Raw genomic sequence first — 20,969 nt, 5'->3', positions numbered from 1 at the left:
TTTTCCAGGAGTCGCGTACACCCTGCCAGCCAAGCTGTCCTCTGACGGCGTGGACGGCTTGCGTCTGCGCAACGGCTCAAGTGCGTGAGATTGCGTTATGGATGGTATTTTCCTACAGCAACTGCTGAACGGCCTGACCCTCGGGTCTGTCTACGGCCTGATCGCCATCGGCTACACAATGGTCTATGGCATCATCGGCATGATCAACTTCGCCCATGGCGAGGTGTACATGATCTCTGCTTACCTCGCGGCGATCAGTCTGGCTCTGTTGGCATACTTCGGTATTGAATCCTTCCCGCTACTGATGTTGGGCACCTTGGTTTTCACCGTAGTGGTGACTGGCGTGTATGGCTGGGTCATCGAACGCGTGGCTTACAAACCTCTGCGAAACTCCACACGGCTGGCGCCGCTGATCAGCGCCATCGGTATTTCCCTGATCCTGCAAAACTACGTGCAAATTGCCCAAGGCTCGCGTCAACAGGGGGTTCCGACCCTCCTTAGCGGTTCCTGGCGCGTGGATATTGGCACCGGTTTTGTACAACTCACCTACACCAAAGTCTTCATTCTGATTGCAGCCTTCGTAGGCATGGGTCTGCTGACCTACATCATCAAGTACACCAAGCTGGGCCGCATGTGCCGCGCCACCCAACAAGACCGCAAGATGGCCTCGATCCTGGGGATCAACACCGACCGGGTGATCTCCTACGTATTTGTGATCGGCGCTGCCATGGCCGCGTTGGCCGGTGTGTTGATCACCATGAACTACGGCACGTTCGACTTTTATGCCGGCTTTATTATTGGCATCAAGGCGTTCACTGCTGCCGTGCTCGGCGGGATTGGATCATTGCCTGGCGCCATGCTCGGCGGGATCATCCTGGGTATTTCCGAGTCACTTTTTGCCGGGTTGGTTAACTCGGATTACAAGGACGTGTTCAGTTTCTCACTGCTGGTGCTGATTCTGATTTTCCGTCCCCAAGGCCTGCTGGGTCGTCCTCTCGTGGCGAAGGTGTAAGTATGTCTGCAGCCATTAACAAACCAATTGATATCAAAAAAAGCGTTATCGACTCGATCCTTGCCGGGTTGATTTCATTGATTGTGTTCGGACCGATCGTGGGGGTAGTGCTCGACGGCTATAGCTTCAACCTGCAGCCGGCGCGTGTTGGCTGGCTGGTGGCGATTGTGATGGTGGGACGCTTTGTCCTGAGCCTGTTCCTGCAAACGTCCAAGGGCCTGAAAATTCTTCAGAGCTTTGAGTCCACCGGCTCTGGTGTGCACGTGCTGCCACCCGATTACAAATCGCGGCTGCGCTGGATCGTGCCGCTGCTGATCGTGATTGCCATCGTGTTCCCGTTTTTTGCCAACAAATACATCCTGACCGTGGTGATCCTCGGCCTGATCTACGTGCTGCTCGGCCTGGGCTTGAACATCGTGGTCGGGTTGGCGGGCTTGCTCGATCTGGGGTACGTGGCCTTCTACGCCATCGGTGCTTATGGCCTGGCGCTGGGCTATCAGTATCTGGGGCTGGGCTTTTGGTCGGTGCTGCCGCTGGCGGCCATTACGGCGGCGATGGCGGGGTGCATTCTCGGGTTTCCGGTATTGCGAATGCATGGGGATTACCTGGCCATCGTGACCCTGGGCTTTGGTGAAATCATTCGCCTGATACTCAACAACTGGCTGTCGTTCACTGGTGGGCCCAACGGTATGCCGGTGCCTTCACCGACGTTTTTCGGGCTGGAATTTGGCCGTGTTGCCAAAGAAGGCGGGGTGCCGTTTCATCAGTTCTTCGGCCTGGACTACAACCCCAACATCAAATTCCTGTTTATCTACATCGTGCTGTTTCTGGTGGTGCTGCTGGTGCTGTACATCAAGCATCGATTGACCCGCATGCCGATCGGTCGTGCCTGGGAAGCGTTGCGCGAAGACGAAATCGCCTGCCGCTCCATGGGGCTTAACCATGTACTGGTCAAACTCTCGGCGTTCACCATTGGCGCGTCTACGGCAGGTCTGGCCGGGGTGTTCTTCGCCAGCTACCAGGGCTTTGTTAACCCGTCCTCGTTTACCTTCTTTGAGTCGGCGCTGATCCTCGCGATTGTGGTGCTTGGTGGCATGGGGTCGACGGTGGGTGTGGTAATTGCTGCGTTCGTACTGACCGTGGCCCCTGAATTGCTGCGCAGCTTTGCCGAGTATCGGGTGCTGCTGTTTGGTGTCTTAATGGTGTTGATGATGATCTGGCGACCGCGAGGCCTGATCCGGATCAGCCGTGTCGGTGTTACGCCACGCAAGGGAGTCGCGCCATGAATGAGCCCATCATGAAAGACGACGTGGTGCTTTCGGTCGACAAGCTGATGATGCATTTCGGTGGGATCAAAGCCCTGAGTGATGTCAGCCTCAAGGTTAAACGCAACTCGATCTTTGCCTTGATCGGCCCCAACGGTGCCGGTAAAACCACGGTGTTCAACTGTCTGACCGGGTTCTACAAGGCCAGCGGCGGCAGGATCGAACTCAATGCCCGGGGCGCACGTACCAATGTGATCAAGCTGCTGGGCGAACCGTTCAAGCTGACCGACTTTGTATCGCCCAAGGCGTTCGCCAGTCGGCTGTACTACAAAATGTTCGGTGGTACACATCTGGTCAACCGCTCGGGTCTGGCGCGGACCTTCCAGAACATTCGCCTGTTCAAGGAAATGTCGGTACTGGAAAACCTGCTGGTGGCCCAGCACATGTGGGTCAACCGCAACATGCTCGCCGGGATCCTCAACACCAAGGGCTATCGCAAGGCCGAAAGCGATGCGCTGGACCATGCGTTTTACTGGCTGGAGGTAGTGGATCTGGTGGACTGCGCCAACCGCTTGGCCGGTGAATTGTCATACGGCCAACAGCGGCGTCTGGAGATCGCCCGGGCCATGTGTACGCGTCCGCAAATCATCTGCCTGGACGAACCGGCAGCCGGTCTTAACCCACAGGAAACCGAAGCGCTGAGCGGGATGATTCGCCTGCTGCGTGACGAACACGACCTTACCGTGGTGCTGATCGAGCACGACATGGGCATGGTCATGAGTATTTCTGATCACATCGTGGTGCTCGACCACGGCAACGTGATCGCCGAGGGCGGGCCTGAGGCTATTCGTAACGACCCGAAAGTGATTGCTGCCTACCTCGGCGCAGACGAAGAGGAGCTGATATGACGAGCACGATCCTCGAACTCAAGGAGCTGGATGTCCACTACGGTCCGATCCAGGCACTGAAAAAAGTCTCGATGCACATCGAAGAGGGCGAAACCGTGAGCCTGATCGGCTCCAACGGCGCGGGTAAATCTACGCTGCTGATGTCGATATTCGGCCAGCCCAGGGCCAGCGGCGGGCAAATCATTTATCAGGGCGTGGACATCACCCAGAAGTCCTCGCACTACATTGCCTCCAACGGCATCGCCCAGTCGCCGGAAGGCCGTCGCGTGTTTCCAGACATGTCGGTGGAAGAAAACCTGCTGATGGGCACCATCCCCATTGGTGACAAACATGCCGACGCAGACATGCAGCGCATGTTCGAGTTGTTCCCAAGGCTCAAGGAGCGGCGTAACCAGCGGGCCATGACCATGTCCGGGGGCGAGCAGCAAATGCTCGCCATCGCCCGCGCATTGATGAGCCGCCCCAAGCTACTGTTGCTGGATGAACCTAGCCTGGGGCTGGCGCCGATTGTGGTGAAGCAGATCTTTGCCACCCTGCGCGAGCTGGCCACTACCGGCATGACCATCTTTTTGGTGGAGCAAAACGCCAACCACGCCCTGCGCTTATCGGACCGCGCCTACGTAATGGTCAACGGTGAAATCCGCCTGACCGGCACCGGCAAGGAGCTGCTGAGTAACGACGAAGTGCGCAACGCCTATCTGGGTGGGCACTGACCGAACTGCCTAAACCCTGTAGATACTCTATTCCAGGTCAAGCCCCCTGTGGGAGCGAGCCTGCTCGCGAATGATCTTCGCGAGCAGGCTCGCTCCCACGCTTGAAGTATCTCTGTAGCGGCAGCGGCTACACAATTGCGCAAGTTGCTTATCCCTCATGTTTTTTGTTCGACAATTTCCTCTCCGTACAGCCCCGCCGCAAATTGTGGAAAACATTATTTCAACTCTGTGAAACCGCGACATAAAGACGCTGTAATTGCCTGTTTTGTCATCAATTTGACTTGTCCCCGTTTGCTGTGGAGGTGGCTGTGGGTAACGTGGGAGTAGTTGGCTGTAGGCCTTTACCTACACGGTGTCCAGCGGTGTGGTTATTTTTCGATCAGTGGTTTTTGCTTGGCCGCTCCGGTGATTTGTCAACAGGTTTGTTTAGTTTTAAAGAGCGCTCGAAATACATGACTAACCTGTGGATAAGTCTGTGGTTAAACTCTGGAAAGAATGCGCTAGACGGCGTAATTACTGGCCTGTGGCTATGTGCCGGGTTTTACCTGGTTGCACCCTTTTGGGGCGTGTGCATGTGGGGCAGGTTCAGGTCAAGTTAAAAACACCTCGTTCTGTGCTCTACCCCTTGTGAATAGCGGCTTCGAGCATTTTCGACTTACACCCAAAGACTGTGGACGGGCCTGTGGATAAGGTGAGCGCATATGGCTCCAGGCCTTATGCATCATGGCTTGTCGGAGTTTGATCGTTTTTTGTACAGTTAAAGTCCGCCAGCATGACCGGGTTGCCGCTGGAACCCAGCCGGGGCATTCTGCTCAACGTCCAATTCAACGGCGGCCGATGCCCGCCAGCCAAGGAGAACACGATGACTTCCACCCTGTTTATTACAGGCGCGACTTCCGGATTTGGTGAGGCGTGTGCGCGCAAGTTTGCACAGGCAGGCTGGAAACTGGTGCTGACGGGTCGGCGCGAAGATCGCTTGAAGGCACTGTGCGAAGAGTTGTCCAAGCAGACCGAGGTCCATGGCCTGGTGGTAGACGTGCGTGACCGTGCGGCGATGGAGGCGGCGATTGCCGATCTGCCGCCCTCGTTCAGCAAGTTGCGTGGGCTTATCAACAATGCTGGCCTGGCGCTGGGCACCGACCCGGCCCCCAAGTGTGATCTCGACGACTGGGACACCATGGTCGACACCAACATCAAGGGCCTGCTTTACACCACCCGCTTGCTGCTGCCACGCCTGATTGCCTACGGCCGCGGTGCCGGGATCGTCAACCTGGGTTCTATCGCTGGCAGCTACCCGTACCCCGGTAGCCATGTGTATGGCGGCACCAAGGCTTTTGTAAAACAATTCTCCCTGAACCTGCGCTGCGACTTGCAGGGCACTGGCGTGCGAGTCAGCAACGTTGAGCCGGGCCTGTGCGAGAGCGAATTCTCGATGGTGCGCTTCGGCGGCGACAAGGCGCGGTACGACGCGACCTACCAGGGCGCCGAACCGATTCAGCCCCAGGACATCGCCGAGACCATTTTCTGGGTACTCAACACCCCGGCGCACATCAACATCAACCGCCTTGAGCTGATGCCCGTTACGCAGTCCTGGAGCGGTTTTGCCATCGAACGCCATACCAAGGAGTAAACTCACGCCTGGCAGCCCACCTGCGACCTCCTGAGGGGGTCGCATTCAATCGGGCTGAAAAGGAGTTTTTGTGAGTAACCGTGGTGAGCAGCAACTGCTCAAACAATCGACTGTTCTAATGTTCGCGGTGGCCATTGCTGGCATCGCGACGGGTTTTATTTCGGGTTCCGAATCCATCCTGTTCGATGGTTTTTTCTCTTTGATCGCAACTTTTATCAAAGTGTTGATGCTGATCACAGCGCAACTGATCGCCAAGGAAAGCAACCAGCGTTTCCAGTTCGGCTTCTGGCACCTAGAGCCAATGGTGCTGCTGATTGAAGGCAGCTTCCTGTTATTGATTGCGATCTACGCATTTCTTAACGGCGTGTTCGGCATTATCAATGGCGGGCGCGACATCGAATTGGGCATGGTGATCGTCTACGCGGCGGTGTTTACCGTGATCGAGTTCGCCTATTACTTCTGGGTACGGCGCAAAAACCGCAAACTCAAGTCAACCTTGATCCAGTTCGATAACATCAGTTGGCTGGTGGACGCGATGCTGTCGGTGGGGCTGTTGATAAGTTTCGTCACCGCGCTGGTGCTCAAGCAGCAGGGTTATGCACAGTGGGCGGCTTACGTTGACCCGGCAATCCTGATTTTGCTGGCGCTGAGCATGTTGGCCCCGGCGTTCAAAATCCTTAAACCGGCCTTGCGTGACGTACTGGGCATTGCCCCGGACAAGCTCGATGACAAGGTTCGGGACGTGCTGGAGGACATGTCGGCGCGCCATGGTTTTGAAGGCTACAAAACCTATGTGCAAAAGCATGGGCGGGCGCGGTTCATCGAGATTCATATCGTGCTGCCAGCAGGTTATCCACTGATCAGCGTGAAGACGCTTGATGCGTTGCGCGAAGAAATATCCGAGCTGCTGGGGGCGGCTGACAGTGCACGTTGGCTGACCATCAGCTTTACCGGGGATCGCAAGTGGATTGCGTAACTCAAGGCAAGTAACTTTTTGTGGGAGCGGGCTTGCTCGCGATCGGATCGGCGCGGTTTATCTGATAAACCGGGTCGCCTGAAGCGCGGGCAAGCCCGCTCCCACAGTTGTTAGTGTTAGCTGAGGAATTGCGCCAACCCGCTGTAGCACGTCGCCAGGTGATACGGCGTGGTCGACGGCATATCTTCGCGGCTGACCTTGCCCGCGCCATCCCGGCATTCATACCAGCCACCGGCATGTAAAAAGTTCTGTTGCAGCGCCAGCAATTGGCGTTGCAGGCGTGGCTGGCTGTCCGGGCGTAAGGTCAGTGCGCGCAGGTACTCGGCCTGTGCCCAGATACGCTGGGTGCCATCACGCAGGCTGCCATCGGCGGCCAGCATGCCGCAGACCGCGTCGCTCTGTGGATCGACCCCCACCTGCTCAGCAAAGCCAAAGGCGCGATCCAGCGACCCGTGTAGCGGGGTCTGGCGCAGCAGGGGCGAAGATTGCAGCAAAAAGAACCACTCAAACTGATGGCCTGGCTCAAACCAGTTATCCACAGCCCCGTGCGGTTTTTCCAGCATGACGTTATGCACAGGCTCTATAAACCGCTGCTGCATGCCCGCCGCCAGTGCCAGCAGTGCGGCGTGTACCGGGGCATCGTCGCGGACCGACAGGGTGGCCAAAAACGCTTCGGCCAAGTGCATCAACGGGTTTTGCAACGGGCCGCTGCCCAGTGATGACCAGTCCCGGTCCAGGCTGGCTTCATACAGACCGTCGCCATCGCTGAAACGCTCGGCTACCACTTGCAATGCGCCATTGAGCGCCGACTCCACCAGCGGTTCGCGCACTTTGGCCCAGTAATGGGCACAAGCGAAGATGATAAAGGCGTGGGTGTAGAGGTCTTTGCGTTGATCCAGCGGCGCGCCGTGAGGGTCGATGCTGTAGAACCAGCCACCGTGTTCGGCGTCGTGAAAATGCTGGTGCAGCGAGCGAAACAACTGAGCTGCGCGCTCCGCCGCGCCGGGGAAGGCCGGGTCGTCGATCAGGCTGGCGAACAGGTACAGTTGCCGTGCACAGGCCATGGCGCGGTAGCGCTGGGGTGGCAACGGCTGGTGCTCGGGGCTCAGGGCCTCATAGGGCAGCGCCAGTTCGGCATTCCAGCCGGGGCCTTGCCAGAGCGGCACAATGACCTGGCGAAAATGCTGCTGCACTGCCGCAAAGGTGGCGGTCAGTTCAAGCGGGAAGTCGGAGCTGGCTACATCAGGCATCGGCGGGCGTCGTCACGGCTGGGGCGTTTGCGCGACATGATACACCGTGATTCCTGGATGATCTCAACTCTGTTGGAGCGAGCCTGCTCGCGATGGCATCACTGCGTTTTTATGATGTACCGCGTCGCGGCCATCGCGAGCAGGCTCGCTCCCACAGATGATTTCAGCACTATTTGACCAGCAACCCCTGACGCTCGATAAACGCCACGATGGTGTCCAGGCCCTGCCCGGTCTTCTGGTTGCTGAACACAAACGGCTTGTCTGCGCGCATGCGCCGGGTGTCGCTGTCCATCAGTTCCAGCGACGCGCCCACCAGCGGCGCCAGGTCGATCTTGTTGATCACCAGCAAGTCCGACTTGCAGATTCCCGGCCCGCCCTTGCGCGGCAACTTGTCCCCCGCCGACACGTCGATCACGTAGATCGTCAGGTCGGACAGTTCCGGGCTGAAAGTCGCCGACAAGTTATCCCCACCCGATTCCACAAGAATCAGGTCCAGCCCCGGAAAACGTCGGTTCAGTTGATCCACGGCTTCCAGATTGATCGACGCATCTTCGCGAATAGCCGTATGCGGGCAACCACCGGTTTCAACTCCAATAATGCGCTCCGGAGCCAGCGCCTCGTTGCGCACCAGAAAATCGGCATCTTCTCGGGTGTAGATGTCGTTGGTCACGACAGCCAAGTTGTACTTTTCGCGCAATGCCAGGCACAGGGCCAGGGTCAGTGCGGTTTTGCCGGAGCCCACCGGGCCACCGATGCCAACTCGCAAAGGCTGTGTGTTCATTACATTCTCCTAGGAACGAAATAGGCGGCTGTACTGGCGCTCGTGGGCCATGCTCGCCAATGACAGGCCGAAAGCGGCGCTGCCCAAGTGGGATAAGTCGAGAGTACTGGCGTGTTGCTGTGCCTGCTGCAAGGCGGGGGACAACTCGCTGGTCATGCGCTGGGCTGCCTGTTGGCCCAATGGCAGGGTTTTCATCAGCACCGCCAGTTGGTTTTCCAGCCAGCTCCAGAGCCAGGCAGCCAGCGCATCCTGTGGGCTGATGCTCCAGGCGCGGGCAGCCAATGCCCAGCCCAGCGCCAGATGCGGTTCAGTCTGTTGTGCGAGAAACATCCGCGCGGGCTCGTCCAGTTCCGGCAAACCAGTGAGCAATTGTTGCAGGGAGTAGCCCATTTGCCGGCTTTCCTGATGCAACTCACGGGTTTCACGGCTGGCGCGATGCTCATCGCACAAGCGCTGCAAGGCACTCCAGTCCTGATCGGCCGCTGCTTGGCAATGGGCCAGCAGCAACGGCGCTTCGAAACGGGCCAGATTGAGCAGCAGTTGATCACTGATCCAGCGTGAAGCCGCGACCGGATCACCTACGCGGCCATTCTCGACGGCCATCTCCAGCCCTTGGGAGTAGCTGTAGCCGCCAATCGGCAACTGCGGGCTGGCCAGGCGCAGCAGCGCCCAGGCCGGGTTCACAAGCGCACACCAAACTGATGCAGCTTCGGGGCATAGTTGAAGTCTTCTTCGCCCGCACGGGAGTGGTGGTGACCGCCTCCGTAGGCGCCGTGTTCCGGTTGAAACGGCGCTTCAATGGCTTCGGTGTGAGCGCCCAACTGCTCGAGCATGGCCTTGAGCACGTAGTCATCGAGCAGGCGCAACCAGCCATCACCCACTTGCAAGGCGACGTGACGGTTGCCCAGGTGATAGGCAGCGCGGGTCAATTCAAAGGCATTACTGCAGGTGACATGCAGCAGTTTTTCGGGGCTGGCGCAGACGCGCACGATGCGCCCGTCCTGGGCCTGGAGAAATTCGCCGTCATGCAAGGGCGCCTGACCGCGCTCAAGGAACAGGCCGACATCTTCGCCACTGCTGCTGAAGCAGCGCAGGCGGCTCTTGCTACGGGCTTCGAAGTTGAGGTGTAGCTCGGCGCTCCACACGGGGTGGGCCTGGATTCTGCGATGAATCACCAACATCGGAAAGCTTCCTGCAATTGACATTACCTGGGTCAGAGCAAGGGGCTTGCCAACCCGGGTGTAGACCGCAAATGCAGGCCCAAAAAGAGTGCAGGAAGATGAAGCTGTTCTAAATTAGTGCGTAATGGGTGCCATGGCGCACCAACAGGGTGCGCTTGCAATTATTCAGTGCTGCCCAAGCCTTTCCAATGCTTGAGCCCGATAAAGATAAAGCGCAGTTGTTGGCTGATTTTGGCTTGGGGTTGCAGGTGGTCGGGCAGGGTGTCTGCAGGCGGGTCGATGACATCGGGCAGGGCGGCAAACACGCTTTTGACCACCAGATCGGCGATCACGGTCAGGCCCGCGTGGTCCAGATGCTGCAATTTTGGCTTGGAGCCAAGGTCTGCCGCGAGGTCCGAGGTGATGTCTTCGCGCAGGGCCCCAATGGCCTGACGAACCGGTTGGGAACCGCCGTACTGCTCGCGGGCCAGAAACAAAAACTGCGAGCGGTTGGCCTCGACCACGTCGAGAAAAATACGCACGGAGGCGTTGATCACACCGCCCATGAACAGTTCGTTGTGACGCACCAGGCGAATGGTTTCGCGAAAGGTCTGGCCGACTTCACTGACCAGTGCCAGGCCCAATTGGTCCATGTCGCTGAAGTGGCGATAAAAGCCGGTGGGCACGATGCCAGCCGTTTTGGCGACTTCGCGCAGGCTCAGGCTGCCAAAGCCGCGACCCGACTCCATCAAGTGGCGGGCAGCATCCATCAGCGCAAGGCGGGTTTGTTGTTTCTGTTCGGCGCGAGGGAGCATCGGGGCTGGTATTCCAGACAAGTACAGCGGCGCACTCTAGCAAATTTGATCAATCCCTTGTAGCCGCTGCCGAAGGCTGCGATGGGGTGCGTAGCAGCCCCAGGATGTTGAAGGTCCTGCGGCCTTTATCGCAGCCTGGCGGCAGCGACTACATGGATCGATTTAGCTGGCACGTTGATTCCTTTCTGCCAAACGATCAGCGCCACCTTCGGCAACAAACTGATTGCTTGGGGTGCGATCGTAGCCATCTTCAGCAACGCTTTTTTGCTGATCAAGGGTACGTTGTGCGCCGTCTTCAGCAACCGGGTTGAGCGGTTGGCTCAGAGTGCTTGATGCAGGCTGTACCATTGGGGTTGGCTCTTCGTCGGCAGGCATAGCGAATGCGTTGAAGGCCATAAGTGAAAGGGAAAGACCAAACAATACTGGGCGTTTCATGGTGTGTGCTCCGTAGCAGTGCAATCAAGTAGGTGTGGTGGCAATGCTACGCTTGGCTACCGGATATCAAAGTTCATACGGCCAATGGTGATAATCGACAGAATTGATTGTTCAGGATCGGTGGCTCTAGCCTGCGGTTCTTGAGGTTTTTTTCACGAAAGACGTGGCAGGGTTAAACCTTGAGACGTCTTTGCCAGTCGTACATTTACAGGCGTCGTAACTGGGACGTTCAGTCGTAATCAAGGAGCCGTGACATGACGCGCACCCGTAAAACCCTTGCCTGGACAGGCTCTGTATTCGTTCTGCTGGTCGCTGTGCTGGTGGTGGTTCTCGCTACTTTCGACTGGAACCGCATCAAGCCGACCATCAACACCAAAGTGTCTGAAGTCCTTCATCGCCCGTTTGCCATTAACGGTGACCTGGCTGTGCGCTGGCAGCGTGAAGAGGACGAAGGAGGCTGGCGTGCCTGGGTGCCGTGGCCGCATGTGATCGCTCAGGACCTGACGCTGGGCAACCCCGAGTGGGCGAAAACCCCGCAAATGGCCAGCCTGAAAAAAGTAGAGCTACGCCTGTCGCCGCTGGCGCTGCTGACCCAAACCGTGGATATCCCGCGTATCAACCTGACCGAGCCCAGCGCCAGCCTTGAACGGCTGGCTGATGGCCGGGCGAACTGGACCTTTACCTTCGACCCCAAGGACCCGAACGCCGAGCCCTCGAGCTGGACGCTGGATATCGGTGCCATTGGGTTCGACAAGGGGCACGTGACCCTCAATGACCAGATCCTCAAAACTCAGCTGGATGTGTTGATTGACCCATTGGGCAAGCCGATCCCGTTTAGCGAAATCGTCGGCGAAACTGACGCGAAAAAGGTCATGGAAAAAGGCGCCAAGCCGCAAGACTATGCGTTCGCCCTGAAGGTCAAAGGCCAGTACCACGGCCAGAAGCTCAGCGGCGCTGGCAAAATCGGCGGCCTGCTGGCGCTGCAAGATGCCAATCAGCCTTTCCCGCTGCAAGCTCAAGTCAGCATTGCCGATACCCAGGTGGCGCTTGCCGGGACCTTGACTGACCCATTGAATCTTGGGGCGCTGGACCTGCGCCTGAAGCTGTCCGGCACCAGCCTGGCTAACCTGTATCCGCTGACCGGCGTGACCTTGCCCGATTCGCCGGCGTACTCAACCGATGGGCACTTGATTGCCAAGCTGCATGAGCCGGGTGGTGCGACCTTCACTTATGAAAACTTCAACGGCAAGATCGGCAGCAGTGATATTCACGGCGATCTGCAATACCTGGCCAGCCAGCCGCGGCCAAAGTTGTCCGGCAAGCTGGTCTCCAACCAATTGCTGCTGGCTGACCTGGCGCCGCTGATTGGTGCTGACTCCAACACCAAACAAAAAGCCCGTGGCGGCGAGAGCAAACAACCGGCTGGTAAGGTACTGCCGGTCGAAGAGTTTCGCACCGAGCGCTGGCGCGACATGGATGCCAACGTTGAACTCACCGGCAAGCGCATCGTGCAGAGTGCGGAGCTGCCGTTTACCGACCTTTACACTCATCTTGTGCTCAATGACGGTGAGCTGAGCCTTGAGCCGCTGCGCTTTGGCGTGGCAGGCGGCAAGCTGGATGCGCAGATTCGACTCAATGGCCGTGTCACGCCGTTGACAGGCAGCGCCAAATTGACTGCCCGTAACTTCAAGCTCAAGCAGCTGTTCCCCACCTTTGAGCCGATGAAAACCAGCTTCGGCGAACTCAATGGTGATGCCACGATTGCCGGCACCGGCAATTCGGTCGCCAAGTTGCTGGGCACCGCCAATGGTGATTTGAAAATGATCATCAATGACGGCGCCATCAGCCGCAGCCTGATGGAAATTGCCGGGTTGAACGTGGGTAACTATGTGGTGGGCAAAATCTTTGGCGACGAAGACGTCAAGATCAACTGCGCAGCAGCAGACCTGGGGATCAAGAGTGGTCTGGCCAGCACCCGGTTGTTCGTGTTCGATACCGAGAACGCGATTATCTACATCGACGGCACGATCAACCTGGCCACCGAACAGCTCGACTTGAAGATCACCCCTGAGTCCAAAGGCCTGCGTCTGTTCTCGTTGCGCTCACCGCTGTATGTGCGCGGCACCTTCGCCAACCCGTCGGCGGGTGTGCAAGCGGTGCCGTTGCTGTTGCGTGGTGCAGGCATGGTGGCGTTGGGAGTGATTGCAGGCCCGGCGGCAGGGTTGCTGGCATTGGTTGCGCCAAGCGGCGGCGAACCTAACCAGTGCGCACCGCTGCTGCAACAAATGCAGCAGGGCAAAGTGCCTAAAACGGTGAAGTAAACACTGCAGAACTAATGTAGCCGCTGCCGAAGGCTGCGATAAGGGCCGTAGGCCCTTCGAGGGCCGCTGCGCTGCCCATCGCAGCCTGCGGCAGCGGCTACAGGTTGTGGGTTCAGAAGTGTTCTCAGGTTTTTCGAAGTGGCGTAGTCCAGCGCTCCGAAAGAATCACCCCGCCCAGCGTCAGCGCACCGCCAATCAGGTGGTAGGCATGCAACTGCTCTTTCAATACCAGCGCCGCAATCAGCGCGGTAATCAGAGGCAGCAGGTTGAAAAACAGCGTGGTGCGGCTCGGGCCAAGTGTGGCCACGGCTTTCATCCAGGCCAGCGGCGCGATCATTGACGCCAGCACACAGGCATAAAGCACCAGCCCCATGTTATGCACCGTCGGGCCGACCTTGGGGGAGGCCAGGTACAGCGGAAACAACACCACAATTGCCACCAGCACCTGCATATACAACATTTGCAGCGGTGGCAGGCGCAACTGCCATTTCTTCAGCAAGGTGCTGTAAATCGCATAGGCCAGGGTGGCGATCAGCATCATCGCATCGCCTAGGTTAAGGCCGTGATCGAGCAAGGCTGCAAGGCTGCCGCTCGATACCACCACCAGTACCCCGGCAAACGACACGATGGCCCCCACCAATGCCCCGGCAGTCAAGCGTTGCCCCAGGCTGATGATCGACATGGCCAGCACCATCAGCGGCATCAATGACAGGATGATCCCCATATTGGTCGCTGAAGTTCTGGCCGCCGCGTAGTAAGCCAGGCTTTGGTACACGGCCATGCCCAGCACGCCGAGGACGAATATCTTGCCTAGATTGGGGCGGATAACAGGCCAATTGGCTATCACCGGCTTGAGCATAAACGGGGTGAACAGCAGGCCAGCCAGCAGCCATCGGTAAAAGCCGATCTCGGACGGAAAGATCGCTCCTACAGCCAGTTTGTTGATAACGGTATTGCCGGCCCAGATAAAAATGGCCAGTAGGGGATAGGCGTATTGCATCAGTGACAACTACAGAATTAATAAGCGCTGATTATCCGCCTGTCTGTCTGCAAGCCTATACTTCGATCCAGCCAACCTCATGCCGAATCCAGACACATGCGCAAGAATCTGATCAGCGTCCCCGAATTTGATGGCTTGCCTGCGCCGGTTTACTTTCGCTACGCCGAGATCGAAGCCCATAGCCATGCCGTACCGCACGAGCATGCCTGGGGTTCACTGGATTACGTGGCCCACGGGGTAATGCGCTTTGAGGTCGATGGTCGGCGCTTTATGTCGCCGCCGCAGTACGCAGTCTGGGTCCCGCCCAACACCGAGCACAGTGCCTATAACGCTCAGGCGATTGTTTATCGTTCGGTGTATCTGGATGCCATTCATTGTCAGCACTTGCCGAGTACCCCGGTAACCCTGGCCATCAGCGATATTCTCAAGGCCATCCTCAGCGACTTCGCCCGTCGCGATATCAATATCCCTGAGAGCGAGGCGGATATTCGCCTGGCGCAGGTGCTGGTCGACCAATTGCGCCAGGCACCGGTGCATCAGTGTTACTTGCCCTATGCCAGCCATCCGGGCTTGTTGCAGGTGCTCCAGGCGCTGCAACAGGCACCTGGCGATAACCGATCGTTAGGCCAGTGGGCGCAGCAGGTACACGTCAGCGAGCGCACGCTGGCGCGGCTGTTTGTACGCGAGTTGGGCATGAGTTTTGGCGAGTGGCGTCAGCGCCTGCGCTTTCTGGCGGCGATCGAGGCGCTGGAGTCTGCACGCAGCGTGCAGGACGTGGGGTTTGATCTGGGTTACAGCACCTCATCGGCGTTTATCGCAATGTTTGCGCGTCAGGCCGGGTGTACGCCAGAGCAGTATCGGCGCCAAGCACGTGTGCTGTAACAGAGTTTGTCTACACTTCAGGAGATCGCGCTGCAATCTGGCGCGCCAATAAGGAGAAAACTCCATGAAAATGCTGCGTGTGCCTCTGCTGTTGATCGGTTTGCTGCTGTGTTCCCAAGGTTTTGCGGCCACCGCTCAACAAAACAAAATGACCACCTGTAACGCTGACGCCAGTGCAAAAACCCTCAAGGGGGATGAGCGCAAAGCCTTTATGAGTACCTGCCTCAAAGCCAAACCGGCAACCCAGCAGGACAAAATGAAAACCTGCAACGCTACGGCTGGCACCCAAGCCCTCAAGGGTGACGCACGCAAAGCCTTTATGAGTGATTGCCTGAAGAAAAAATAGCTTCAAAGGCCTGCGCGTATCTCGTAGCTGCCGAGGAACGAAGGCTGGGTTCGGCGACGAAGTCGTCGTAAACCCTGAGAGCCGGGTTTGACTGGTGCACCGCAGTGCCTGATTTTACGACGGCTGCGCCGCCGAACGCAGCCTCGTTCCTTCGGCAGCTGCTACGGTAAAGTTTGAAATTCTAGTGCTCCCCGCCGAAGGCTGGCAGACTGCCTGTCCTTTCACGCTGTCAGTTTTGAGGCTGTATGCCAACGTTTTCTCAGCGTCACATCATATTGGCCAGTTACATCATCATTGCTGGCGGCCTGTTACTGGTTTTTCCTTTGCGTTTGTTGCCCAGTCTGCTGGCCGGGTTGTTGGTATTCGAACTGGTCAACATGCTCACCCCCCAATTGCAGCGCCTGATTGCCGGGCGACGTGCGCGCTGGTTGGCGGTGGCGTTGCTGGGCACGGTAATCGTCAGTGTGCTGGCGCTGATCTTTGCCGGGGCGATCAGCTTTTTGCTGCATGAAGCCGAAAACCCAGGTGCCTCACTGAATAAATTCATGGTCGTGGTTGACCGGGCACGCGGGCAATTGCCGCCGTTTCTGGACAGCTACCTGCCCGCCAGCGCAGCAGAGTTTCGTGTCGCCATTGGCGAATGGATGAATAAGCACCTCAGCGATTTGCAACTGGTGGGTAAAGACGCTGCGCACATGTTCGTGACCTTGCTGATCGGCATGGTGCTGGGGGCAATCATGGCCTTGCAGAGCATTCCCGATATCAGCCGCCGCAAGCCGCTGTCGGCTGCTCTGTTCGAACGTTTGCACCTGCTGGTACAGGCGTTTCGCAATATCGTGTTTGCTCAGATCAAGATCGCACTGCTCAATACTGCGTTTACCGGGATCTTCCTGGCCGTGATCCTGCCGCTGCTGGGTGTACACCTGCCGCTGACCAAAACCCTGATCGTGCTGACCTTCCTGCTGGGCTTGCTGCCGGTGATCGGTAATCTGATCTCCAATACCTTGATCACCATCGTCGGGCTGTCGTTGTCGATCTGGGTGGCGGTGGGCGCGTTGGGCTATCTGATCGTTATCCACAAGCTGGAATACTTTCTCAACGCCAGAATCGTGGGTGGGCAGATCAGCGCCAAATCCTGGGAATTGCTGCTGGCGATGCTGGTATTTGAGGCAGCCTTCGGCCTGCCGGGTGTGGTGGCTGGACCGATTTACTACGCGTATTTGAAGAGCGAGTTGAAGCAGGTGGGGTTGGTTTAACGGTTAACGCACATCCTCGTAGCAGCTGCCGAAGGAACGAGGCTGCGTTCGGTTGCGTAGCGACCGTAAACCCGGAATACCGAGTTCAAGTGACACTCGGCAGTGCCCGGTTTCACGACGGCTTCGCCGCCGAACGCAGCCTCGCTCCTTCGGCAGCTGCTACAGAGGGATCAGCCGTAACGTTTTTTAGCTTCAATCGCCAAACCGCTGCCGATGCTGCCAAAAATGTTGCCTTCAACATGGTTGGCATTAGGCAACATGGCCGAGACGCTCTGGCGCAACGCCGGAATGCCGCTCGAACCACCGGTGAAGAACACCGTATCGACTTGCTCGACACCCACGCCCGCACTGGTGAGCAGGTTGGTCACGCTGTTGCGGATACGCTCCAGCTGGTTGTCGATGGACGCTTCAAACATTGCCCGGCTCAGGTCCACGCTCAGTCCCGGCTCAACCCGATCCAGCAGCAAGTGACGGCTGTCGTTATGGGTCAGTTCGATCTTGGTTTCTTCGATTTCCATCGCCAGCCAGTGACCGGCACGTTGCTCGATCAGCTTGAACAGGCGATCGATACCGCCGGTGTCGACGATGTCGTAACGCATGCTGTTCAGGGCGATCTGGGTTTTTTGCGCGTACACCGAGTTGATGGTGTGCCAGGTCGCCAGGTTCATGTGGTGGCTGGTAGGCATGTAGGCACCGCTTTTCATGCGGCTACCGTAGCCGAACAGCGGCATCACGCCTTGCAGGCTCAGTTGCTTGTCGAAGTCGGTACCGCCCACGTGCACACCGCCGGTGGCGAGAATGTCGTCCTGGCGGTTGTCCATGCCACGGCGCTCGGGCGACAGGCGCACCAGCGAGAAGTCGGACGTACCACCGCCGATGTCGACGATCAGTACCAGCTCTTCGCGCTCAATGGTTGACTCGTAGTCAAATGCCGCAGCGATTGGTTCGTACTGGAAGGACACTTCCTTGAAACCGATGGCGCGGGCCACGTCGGTCAGGGTGTTTTCGGCTTCCTGGTCGGCCAGGGGGTCGTCATCGACGAAAAATACCGGGCGGCCCAGTACCACTTCTTCAAATTCTCGACCGGCGGTTGTCTCGGCGCGCTTTTTAAGCTGAGCGATAAACAGCCCCAGCAAGTCCTTGAAGGGCATAGCTGTGCCCAGAACGCTGGTGTCGTGCTTGATCAGCTTGGAGCCCAGCAGGCTCTTGAGCGAGCGCATCAGGCGGCCTTCATAGCCTTCCAGGTACTCATGCAGCGCCAGACGGCCATACACCGGGCGGCGTTCTTCAATATTGAAGAACACCACTGAGGGCAGGGTGATCTTGTCGTCCTCCAGCGCGATGAGGGTTTCCACGCCTGGGCGCAGCCAGCCGACGGTGGAGTTGGACGTGCCGAAGTCGATACCGCAGGCACGTGCTGGAGAGGCGCTTTTCATGTCTTTCGTGTTCCGGTTAAAAAACGGCCGCGCAGTGTATGTCAGACGCTCAAAGAATCGAAGCACGACTAATCGTTAAATCGCAGGTTTTAATCCACTTGAAAGACTATCCTTCATCCCCAAACTTCCAGTCATTGGCTTGGTAGTTAGCAGGCGATTGCGTGAAGCCCGTAGGCTGCCGATAAACTTTTGCAGCGCTGCTCTTGAGATCGGTCAATCGACAGGCCGGTCAACTGGAGCATTCTGGGTGACCGGAGCAGCGCGATATTGATAACGGATGGTGATCCTTACATGGACTTCAAAGACTATTACAAGATCCTGGGTGTCGAGCCCACGGCGGACGATAAGGCGATCAAGACCGCCTATCGCAAGCTGGCGCGCAAGTATCACCCGGATGTGAGCAAGGAAAAGGACGCCGAGAGCAAGTTCAAGGACGTCAACGAAGCGTATGAAGCGCTTAAAAGCGCCGAAAAGCGTGCTGAATACGATGAAATTCGTAAATATGGTCAACATGGTCAGCCGTTCCAGGGGCCGCCTGGCTGGCAGGGTCATTCCAGCAGTGGCTTCGAGAATAATGGCGATTTTTCGGACTTTTTCAGCTCGATCTTCGGTTCGCGCGGTAATGGCTTTGGTGGGCAGTCGGGCCGCAGTGCGGGCCGTCGCGGGCAGGATGTTGAAATGGAATTGCCGATTTTTCTTGAAGAAACCCTGTCTGGTGAGTCGAAGCAGATCAGCTTCCAGATCGGCGATACCAGCAAGACCCTGAGCGTGAAGATTCCGGCCGGTGTGACCGACGGCGAGCGCATCCGCCTTAAAGGGCAGGGCGCGCCGGGCATGGGCGGTGCAGCCAATGGTGATCTATACCTGATCATTCGCTTTGCGCCGCACCCGAAATTCGATGTCGAAGGCCACGATCTGGTCATCACTGTGCCGCTGGCACCGTGGGAAGCTGCGCTGGGCACCAAGGTGGCGATACCGACCCTGACCAGCAAGGTGATGATGACCATTCGCCCAGACAGCCAGAGCGGTCAGCGTATGCGCATCAAGGGCCACGGTTTGAGCGACAAGCAAGGCCAGCGTGGTGATTTGTATGCCCAATTGAAAGTGGTCATGCCGACCCATGGCGACGAAGCCACCAAAGCGTTGTGGCAAGAACTCGCCGATAAAGCCGCATTTGACCCGAGAGCCCAATGGAGTAACTGATCATGAGCAGCACCCTGATCGTTCAGCTGGACATGGAAAGGTTCTGCGAAGAGGCCAATATCTCGGCCACTTACGTGATAGAGATTGTCGAACACGGAATTATCGAACCTCAGGGCCGCACGCCAGACGCGTGGCGCTTTGAAGACTACGAACTGGTCATCGCCAGGCGTGCGGCCAAGCTGCGGGATGATTTGCAAATGGAATGGGAAGGCGTCGCCCTGGCGCTGGACCTGCTCGAGGAAGTGCAGCAGTTGCGCGCTGAAAACCAGCGGCTGAAGCAGCAACTGGGACGGTTTGTGATGTAGCCGCTGTCGAGGCACGAAGACTGCGATGGGGCTGCGAAGTGCCCCCAAGCGCTCGCAGCCTTCGTGCCTCGTCAGTGGCTACACAGCCTTAACGTTCCTGGGCAGCACCACGGTAAACGTCGTGCCCTCGGCTTCGGTCGAAATCACGTCAATGCGCCCCTGGTGGGCGTCCACCACTTCCTTGATGATAAACAGGCCCAGCCCCAGGCTGGTCGACGTACCCGGCTGGCTGATGTCTTCGCTCGGGCTGCGCACCAGTGGGTCGAACAAAGTGGCAATCGCGTCCTCGGCAATGGGTTGGCCCAGGTTGTGGACGCGCAAGGTCACTTCATCGCCATCCCCGCTCAGGGTGAGTGTCACTTTGCCCCTGCGGGCGCCATGTTGCAGTGCGTTGCCGATCAGGTTTTGCAGCATTTGCCCCAACCGGCGCGGGTCCCAATGGCCCTGCACGTCGCCCTCTACGTGCAATGTCGGAGCGCAGTCGGGCTGCCCGGCGCAGGCTTCATCCAGAGCTACCTGGCAGGCGAGGGCCAGATCCATGGCCTTGGGCTCTATCGGCAGGCTGCTGCCCAAGCGGCTGCGCACAAATTCCAGCAGGTCGTTGACCATTGCGCCCATATGGCGCGCGCCAGTTTTGATTGCCCGTACATAAGTCTGCGCATCGGCATCGAGCCTGGCTTTGCGCTCCAGCATTTCGGTGGACATGCTAACGGCCTGCAGCGGCGCGCGCAGGTCGTGACCGAGAATGGCCAGGAAGATGTCCCGCGAGCGACTGACCTGCTCGGCATAGGCTGCCGTGGACTCTGCCAACGCCTGATCAATGGCTTCGTTGAAACGGATCATGTCCTGCATGTGGGAGAGGGCCGGGGTGTCGATGCTGGCGACCCACAGGCGAATCACGCAGGCGCGCAAGTGGCGGAACTCCGAGGTCATCTGCACCAGATCAAAACCCACGGTATGGCGCAGCTCGCCGTGGCTGGCAGCAGCTTCATCCAGGGCCGGGCTGGTTTCGGGCCCTTCGCCCTCGGCTTTGGCCTGCTGCTCGCTGGCGGTTTGCGCGGTGTTCATGTCCCGCGATGCGGCCAGCAGGATCTCTTTGGCATGGTCGCGCAGCGCCAGGCTGTTCATGGATTCAGCCGCGGGCGTGATGGTTTCGGCAAACTGCTCCCATTCATCGACGATACGGTCAACATTGTGCACGATGAATTCTGATAGGCGCATGGCCACGAACCTTGCTGCAAGAGCGGCTGTATTGAAAGGTGACGCATCTTAGCG

Annotated in this window: 21 protein-coding genes; 12 read left to right on the top strand and 9 right to left on the bottom strand. The window is 58.1% G+C overall.

The window, feature by feature from the left end:
* Nucleotides 1-97 precede the first annotated feature (97 nt).
* The 6 genes from U5A05_RS22010 (at nucleotide 98) to U5A05_RS21985 (ending at nucleotide 6,504) form a co-directional block, all read left to right on the top strand.
* The gene (locus U5A05_RS22010) at nucleotides 98-1,012 is read left to right on the top strand and encodes an ABC transporter permease subunit (protein WP_261739954.1); all 915 of its coding nucleotides are present in this window, start codon (nucleotides 98-100) and stop codon (nucleotides 1,010-1,012) included.
* A gap of 2 nt (nucleotides 1,013-1,014) precedes the next feature.
* Nucleotides 1,015-2,298 (top strand): high-affinity branched-chain amino acid ABC transporter permease LivM, encoded by a 1,284-nt coding sequence (livM, locus tag U5A05_RS22005; RefSeq protein WP_261739953.1) that lies wholly within the window; start codon nucleotides 1,015-1,017, stop codon nucleotides 2,296-2,298.
* An 11-nt stretch (nucleotides 2,299-2,309) separates the two neighbouring features.
* Entirely contained in the window at nucleotides 2,310-3,185 is an 876-nt protein-coding gene (locus U5A05_RS22000; protein WP_261742507.1) for an ABC transporter ATP-binding protein, read from the top strand.
* Nucleotides 3,182-3,898: an ABC transporter ATP-binding protein gene (locus tag U5A05_RS21995; protein ID WP_261739952.1), complete on the top strand. Its 717-nt coding sequence runs from the start codon at nucleotides 3,182-3,184 to the stop codon at nucleotides 3,896-3,898. Before U5A05_RS22000 ends, U5A05_RS21995 begins: the two co-directional genes overlap by 4 nt.
* An 862-nt stretch (nucleotides 3,899-4,760) precedes the next feature.
* Entirely contained in the window at nucleotides 4,761-5,528 is a 768-nt protein-coding gene (locus U5A05_RS21990) for an SDR family oxidoreductase (RefSeq protein ID WP_261739951.1), read from the top strand.
* Nucleotides 5,529-5,598: 70 nt separating this feature from the next.
* Entirely contained in the window at nucleotides 5,599-6,504 is a 906-nt protein-coding gene (locus U5A05_RS21985; protein ID WP_261739950.1) for a cation diffusion facilitator family transporter, read from the top strand.
* 116 nt (nucleotides 6,505-6,620) lie between these two features.
* On the opposite strand, the gene U5A05_RS21980 is transcribed toward U5A05_RS21985, so the two are convergent.
* The 6 genes from U5A05_RS21980 to U5A05_RS21955 all read right to left on the bottom strand — a co-directional run bounded on the left by U5A05_RS21980 (nucleotide 6,621) and on the right by U5A05_RS21955 (nucleotide 10,945).
* Nucleotides 6,621-7,754, bottom strand: a complete 1,134-nt coding sequence (locus U5A05_RS21980) for an AGE family epimerase/isomerase (RefSeq protein WP_321834826.1) — start codon at nucleotides 7,752-7,754, stop codon at nucleotides 6,621-6,623.
* Between the two features lie 169 nt (nucleotides 7,755-7,923).
* Nucleotides 7,924-8,535: an urease accessory protein UreG gene (gene ureG, locus U5A05_RS21975; protein ID WP_261739948.1), complete on the bottom strand. Its 612-nt coding sequence runs from the start codon at nucleotides 8,533-8,535 to the stop codon at nucleotides 7,924-7,926.
* Between the two features lie 9 nt (nucleotides 8,536-8,544).
* Nucleotides 8,545-9,219, bottom strand: a complete 675-nt coding sequence (locus U5A05_RS21970) for an urease accessory protein UreF (RefSeq protein ID WP_321834823.1) — start codon at nucleotides 9,217-9,219, stop codon at nucleotides 8,545-8,547.
* A complete protein-coding gene (gene ureE, locus U5A05_RS21965; RefSeq protein ID WP_261739946.1) occupies nucleotides 9,216-9,716 on the bottom strand; it encodes an urease accessory protein UreE in 501 nt (166 codons plus the stop codon). Before ureE ends, U5A05_RS21970 begins: the two co-directional genes overlap by 4 nt.
* A gap of 161 nt (nucleotides 9,717-9,877) precedes the next feature.
* A complete protein-coding gene (locus U5A05_RS21960) occupies nucleotides 9,878-10,510 on the bottom strand; it encodes a TetR family transcriptional regulator (RefSeq protein WP_046809184.1) in 633 nt (210 codons plus the stop codon).
* Between the two features lie 162 nt (nucleotides 10,511-10,672).
* A complete protein-coding gene (locus tag U5A05_RS21955; protein ID WP_261739945.1) occupies nucleotides 10,673-10,945 on the bottom strand; it encodes a hypothetical protein in 273 nt (90 codons plus the stop codon).
* Between the two features lie 254 nt (nucleotides 10,946-11,199).
* On the opposite strand from U5A05_RS21955, the gene U5A05_RS21950 reads away from it, so the two are divergent.
* Nucleotides 11,200-13,266: an AsmA family protein gene (locus U5A05_RS21950; RefSeq protein ID WP_321834819.1), complete on the top strand. Its 2,067-nt coding sequence runs from the start codon at nucleotides 11,200-11,202 to the stop codon at nucleotides 13,264-13,266.
* A 124-nt stretch (nucleotides 13,267-13,390) separates the two neighbouring features.
* Here the strand turns inward: U5A05_RS21950 and U5A05_RS21945 are convergent, their stop codons facing one another.
* Nucleotides 13,391-14,266: a DMT family transporter gene (locus U5A05_RS21945; protein WP_261739943.1), complete on the bottom strand. Its 876-nt coding sequence runs from the start codon at nucleotides 14,264-14,266 to the stop codon at nucleotides 13,391-13,393.
* 96 nt (nucleotides 14,267-14,362) lie between these two features.
* Here U5A05_RS21945 and U5A05_RS21940 point away from each other — a divergent pair, with 96 nt between their 5' ends.
* The 3 genes from U5A05_RS21940 (at nucleotide 14,363) to U5A05_RS21930 (ending at nucleotide 16,750) form a co-directional block, all read left to right on the top strand.
* On the top strand, nucleotides 14,363-15,148 hold the full coding sequence (locus U5A05_RS21940; protein WP_261739942.1) for an AraC family transcriptional regulator: 786 nt from the start codon (nucleotides 14,363-14,365) through the stop codon (nucleotides 15,146-15,148).
* 64 nt (nucleotides 15,149-15,212) lie between these two features.
* On the top strand, nucleotides 15,213-15,494 hold the full coding sequence (locus U5A05_RS21935) for a PsiF family protein (RefSeq protein WP_261739941.1): 282 nt from the start codon (nucleotides 15,213-15,215) through the stop codon (nucleotides 15,492-15,494).
* A 245-nt stretch (nucleotides 15,495-15,739) separates the two neighbouring features.
* Nucleotides 15,740-16,750 carry an AI-2E family transporter gene (locus U5A05_RS21930; protein ID WP_261739940.1) on the top strand — a complete coding sequence of 337 codons (1,011 nt, stop codon included), beginning with the start codon at nucleotides 15,740-15,742 and terminating at the stop codon, nucleotides 16,748-16,750.
* A 170-nt stretch (nucleotides 16,751-16,920) separates the two neighbouring features.
* On the opposite strand, the gene U5A05_RS21925 is transcribed toward U5A05_RS21930, so the two are convergent.
* Nucleotides 16,921-18,186 (bottom strand): Hsp70 family protein, encoded by a 1,266-nt coding sequence (locus U5A05_RS21925; protein WP_321834817.1) that lies wholly within the window; start codon nucleotides 18,184-18,186, stop codon nucleotides 16,921-16,923.
* 291 nt (nucleotides 18,187-18,477) lie between these two features.
* Here U5A05_RS21925 and cbpA point away from each other — a divergent pair, with 291 nt between their 5' ends.
* On the top strand, nucleotides 18,478-19,389 hold the full coding sequence (gene cbpA / locus U5A05_RS21920; RefSeq protein WP_261739938.1) for a curved DNA-binding protein: 912 nt from the start codon (nucleotides 18,478-18,480) through the stop codon (nucleotides 19,387-19,389).
* Nucleotides 19,390-19,391: 2 nt separating this feature from the next.
* Nucleotides 19,392-19,694 carry a chaperone modulator CbpM gene (locus U5A05_RS21915; RefSeq protein ID WP_321834816.1) on the top strand — a complete coding sequence of 101 codons (303 nt, stop codon included), beginning with the start codon at nucleotides 19,392-19,394 and terminating at the stop codon, nucleotides 19,692-19,694.
* 78 nt (nucleotides 19,695-19,772) lie between these two features.
* On the opposite strand, the gene U5A05_RS21910 is transcribed toward U5A05_RS21915, so the two are convergent.
* The gene (locus tag U5A05_RS21910; RefSeq protein ID WP_321834815.1) at nucleotides 19,773-20,915 is read right to left on the bottom strand and encodes a sensor histidine kinase; all 1,143 of its coding nucleotides are present in this window, start codon (nucleotides 20,913-20,915) and stop codon (nucleotides 19,773-19,775) included.
* Nucleotides 20,916-20,969: the final 54 nt, after the last annotated feature.

It is taken from the genome of Pseudomonas kulmbachensis, assembly GCF_963681935.1.
GTDB lineage: Bacteria > Pseudomonadota > Gammaproteobacteria > Pseudomonadales > Pseudomonadaceae > Aquipseudomonas > Aquipseudomonas kulmbachensis.
The sequence above is the reverse complement of the archived record's forward strand: the minus strand, read 5'-3'. Positions and strand labels throughout refer to the sequence as shown.

What these genes read in the sequence shown, in the direction of transcription:
- U5A05_RS22010 (WP_261739954.1), top strand. Translation starts at nt 98, where the DNA reads ATGGATGGTATTTTCCTACAGCAACTGCTGAACGGCCTGACCCTCGGG.
- livM (WP_261739953.1), top strand. Translation starts at nt 1,015, where the DNA reads ATGTCTGCAGCCATTAACAAACCAATTGATATCAAAAAAAGCGTTATC.
- U5A05_RS22000 (WP_261742507.1), top strand. Translation starts at nt 2,310, where the DNA reads ATGAAAGACGACGTGGTGCTTTCGGTCGACAAGCTGATGATGCATTTC.
- U5A05_RS21995 (WP_261739952.1), top strand. Translation starts at nt 3,182, where the DNA reads ATGACGAGCACGATCCTCGAACTCAAGGAGCTGGATGTCCACTACGGT.
- U5A05_RS21990 (WP_261739951.1), top strand. Translation starts at nt 4,761, where the DNA reads ATGACTTCCACCCTGTTTATTACAGGCGCGACTTCCGGATTTGGTGAG.
- U5A05_RS21980 (WP_321834826.1), bottom strand. Translation starts at nt 7,754, where the DNA reads ATGCCTGATGTAGCCAGCTCCGACTTCCCGCTTGAACTGACCGCCACC.
- ureG (WP_261739948.1), bottom strand. Translation starts at nt 8,535, where the DNA reads ATGAACACACAGCCTTTGCGAGTTGGCATCGGTGGCCCGGTGGGCTCC.
- ureE (WP_261739946.1), bottom strand. Translation starts at nt 9,716, where the DNA reads ATGTTGGTGATTCATCGCAGAATCCAGGCCCACCCCGTGTGGAGCGCC.
- U5A05_RS21960 (WP_046809184.1), bottom strand. Translation starts at nt 10,510, where the DNA reads ATGCTCCCTCGCGCCGAACAGAAACAACAAACCCGCCTTGCGCTGATG.
- U5A05_RS21955 (WP_261739945.1), bottom strand. Translation starts at nt 10,945, where the DNA reads ATGAAACGCCCAGTATTGTTTGGTCTTTCCCTTTCACTTATGGCCTTC.
- U5A05_RS21950 (WP_321834819.1), top strand. Translation starts at nt 11,200, where the DNA reads ATGACGCGCACCCGTAAAACCCTTGCCTGGACAGGCTCTGTATTCGTT.
- U5A05_RS21945 (WP_261739943.1), bottom strand. Translation starts at nt 14,266, where the DNA reads ATGCAATACGCCTATCCCCTACTGGCCATTTTTATCTGGGCCGGCAAT.
- U5A05_RS21940 (WP_261739942.1), top strand. Translation starts at nt 14,363, where the DNA reads ATGCGCAAGAATCTGATCAGCGTCCCCGAATTTGATGGCTTGCCTGCG.
- U5A05_RS21935 (WP_261739941.1), top strand. Translation starts at nt 15,213, where the DNA reads ATGAAAATGCTGCGTGTGCCTCTGCTGTTGATCGGTTTGCTGCTGTGT.
- U5A05_RS21930 (WP_261739940.1), top strand. Translation starts at nt 15,740, where the DNA reads ATGCCAACGTTTTCTCAGCGTCACATCATATTGGCCAGTTACATCATC.
- U5A05_RS21925 (WP_321834817.1), bottom strand. Translation starts at nt 18,186, where the DNA reads ATGAAAAGCGCCTCTCCAGCACGTGCCTGCGGTATCGACTTCGGCACG.
- cbpA (WP_261739938.1), top strand. Translation starts at nt 18,478, where the DNA reads ATGGACTTCAAAGACTATTACAAGATCCTGGGTGTCGAGCCCACGGCG.
- U5A05_RS21915 (WP_321834816.1), top strand. Translation starts at nt 19,392, where the DNA reads ATGAGCAGCACCCTGATCGTTCAGCTGGACATGGAAAGGTTCTGCGAA.
- U5A05_RS21910 (WP_321834815.1), bottom strand. Translation starts at nt 20,915, where the DNA reads ATGCGCCTATCAGAATTCATCGTGCACAATGTTGACCGTATCGTCGAT.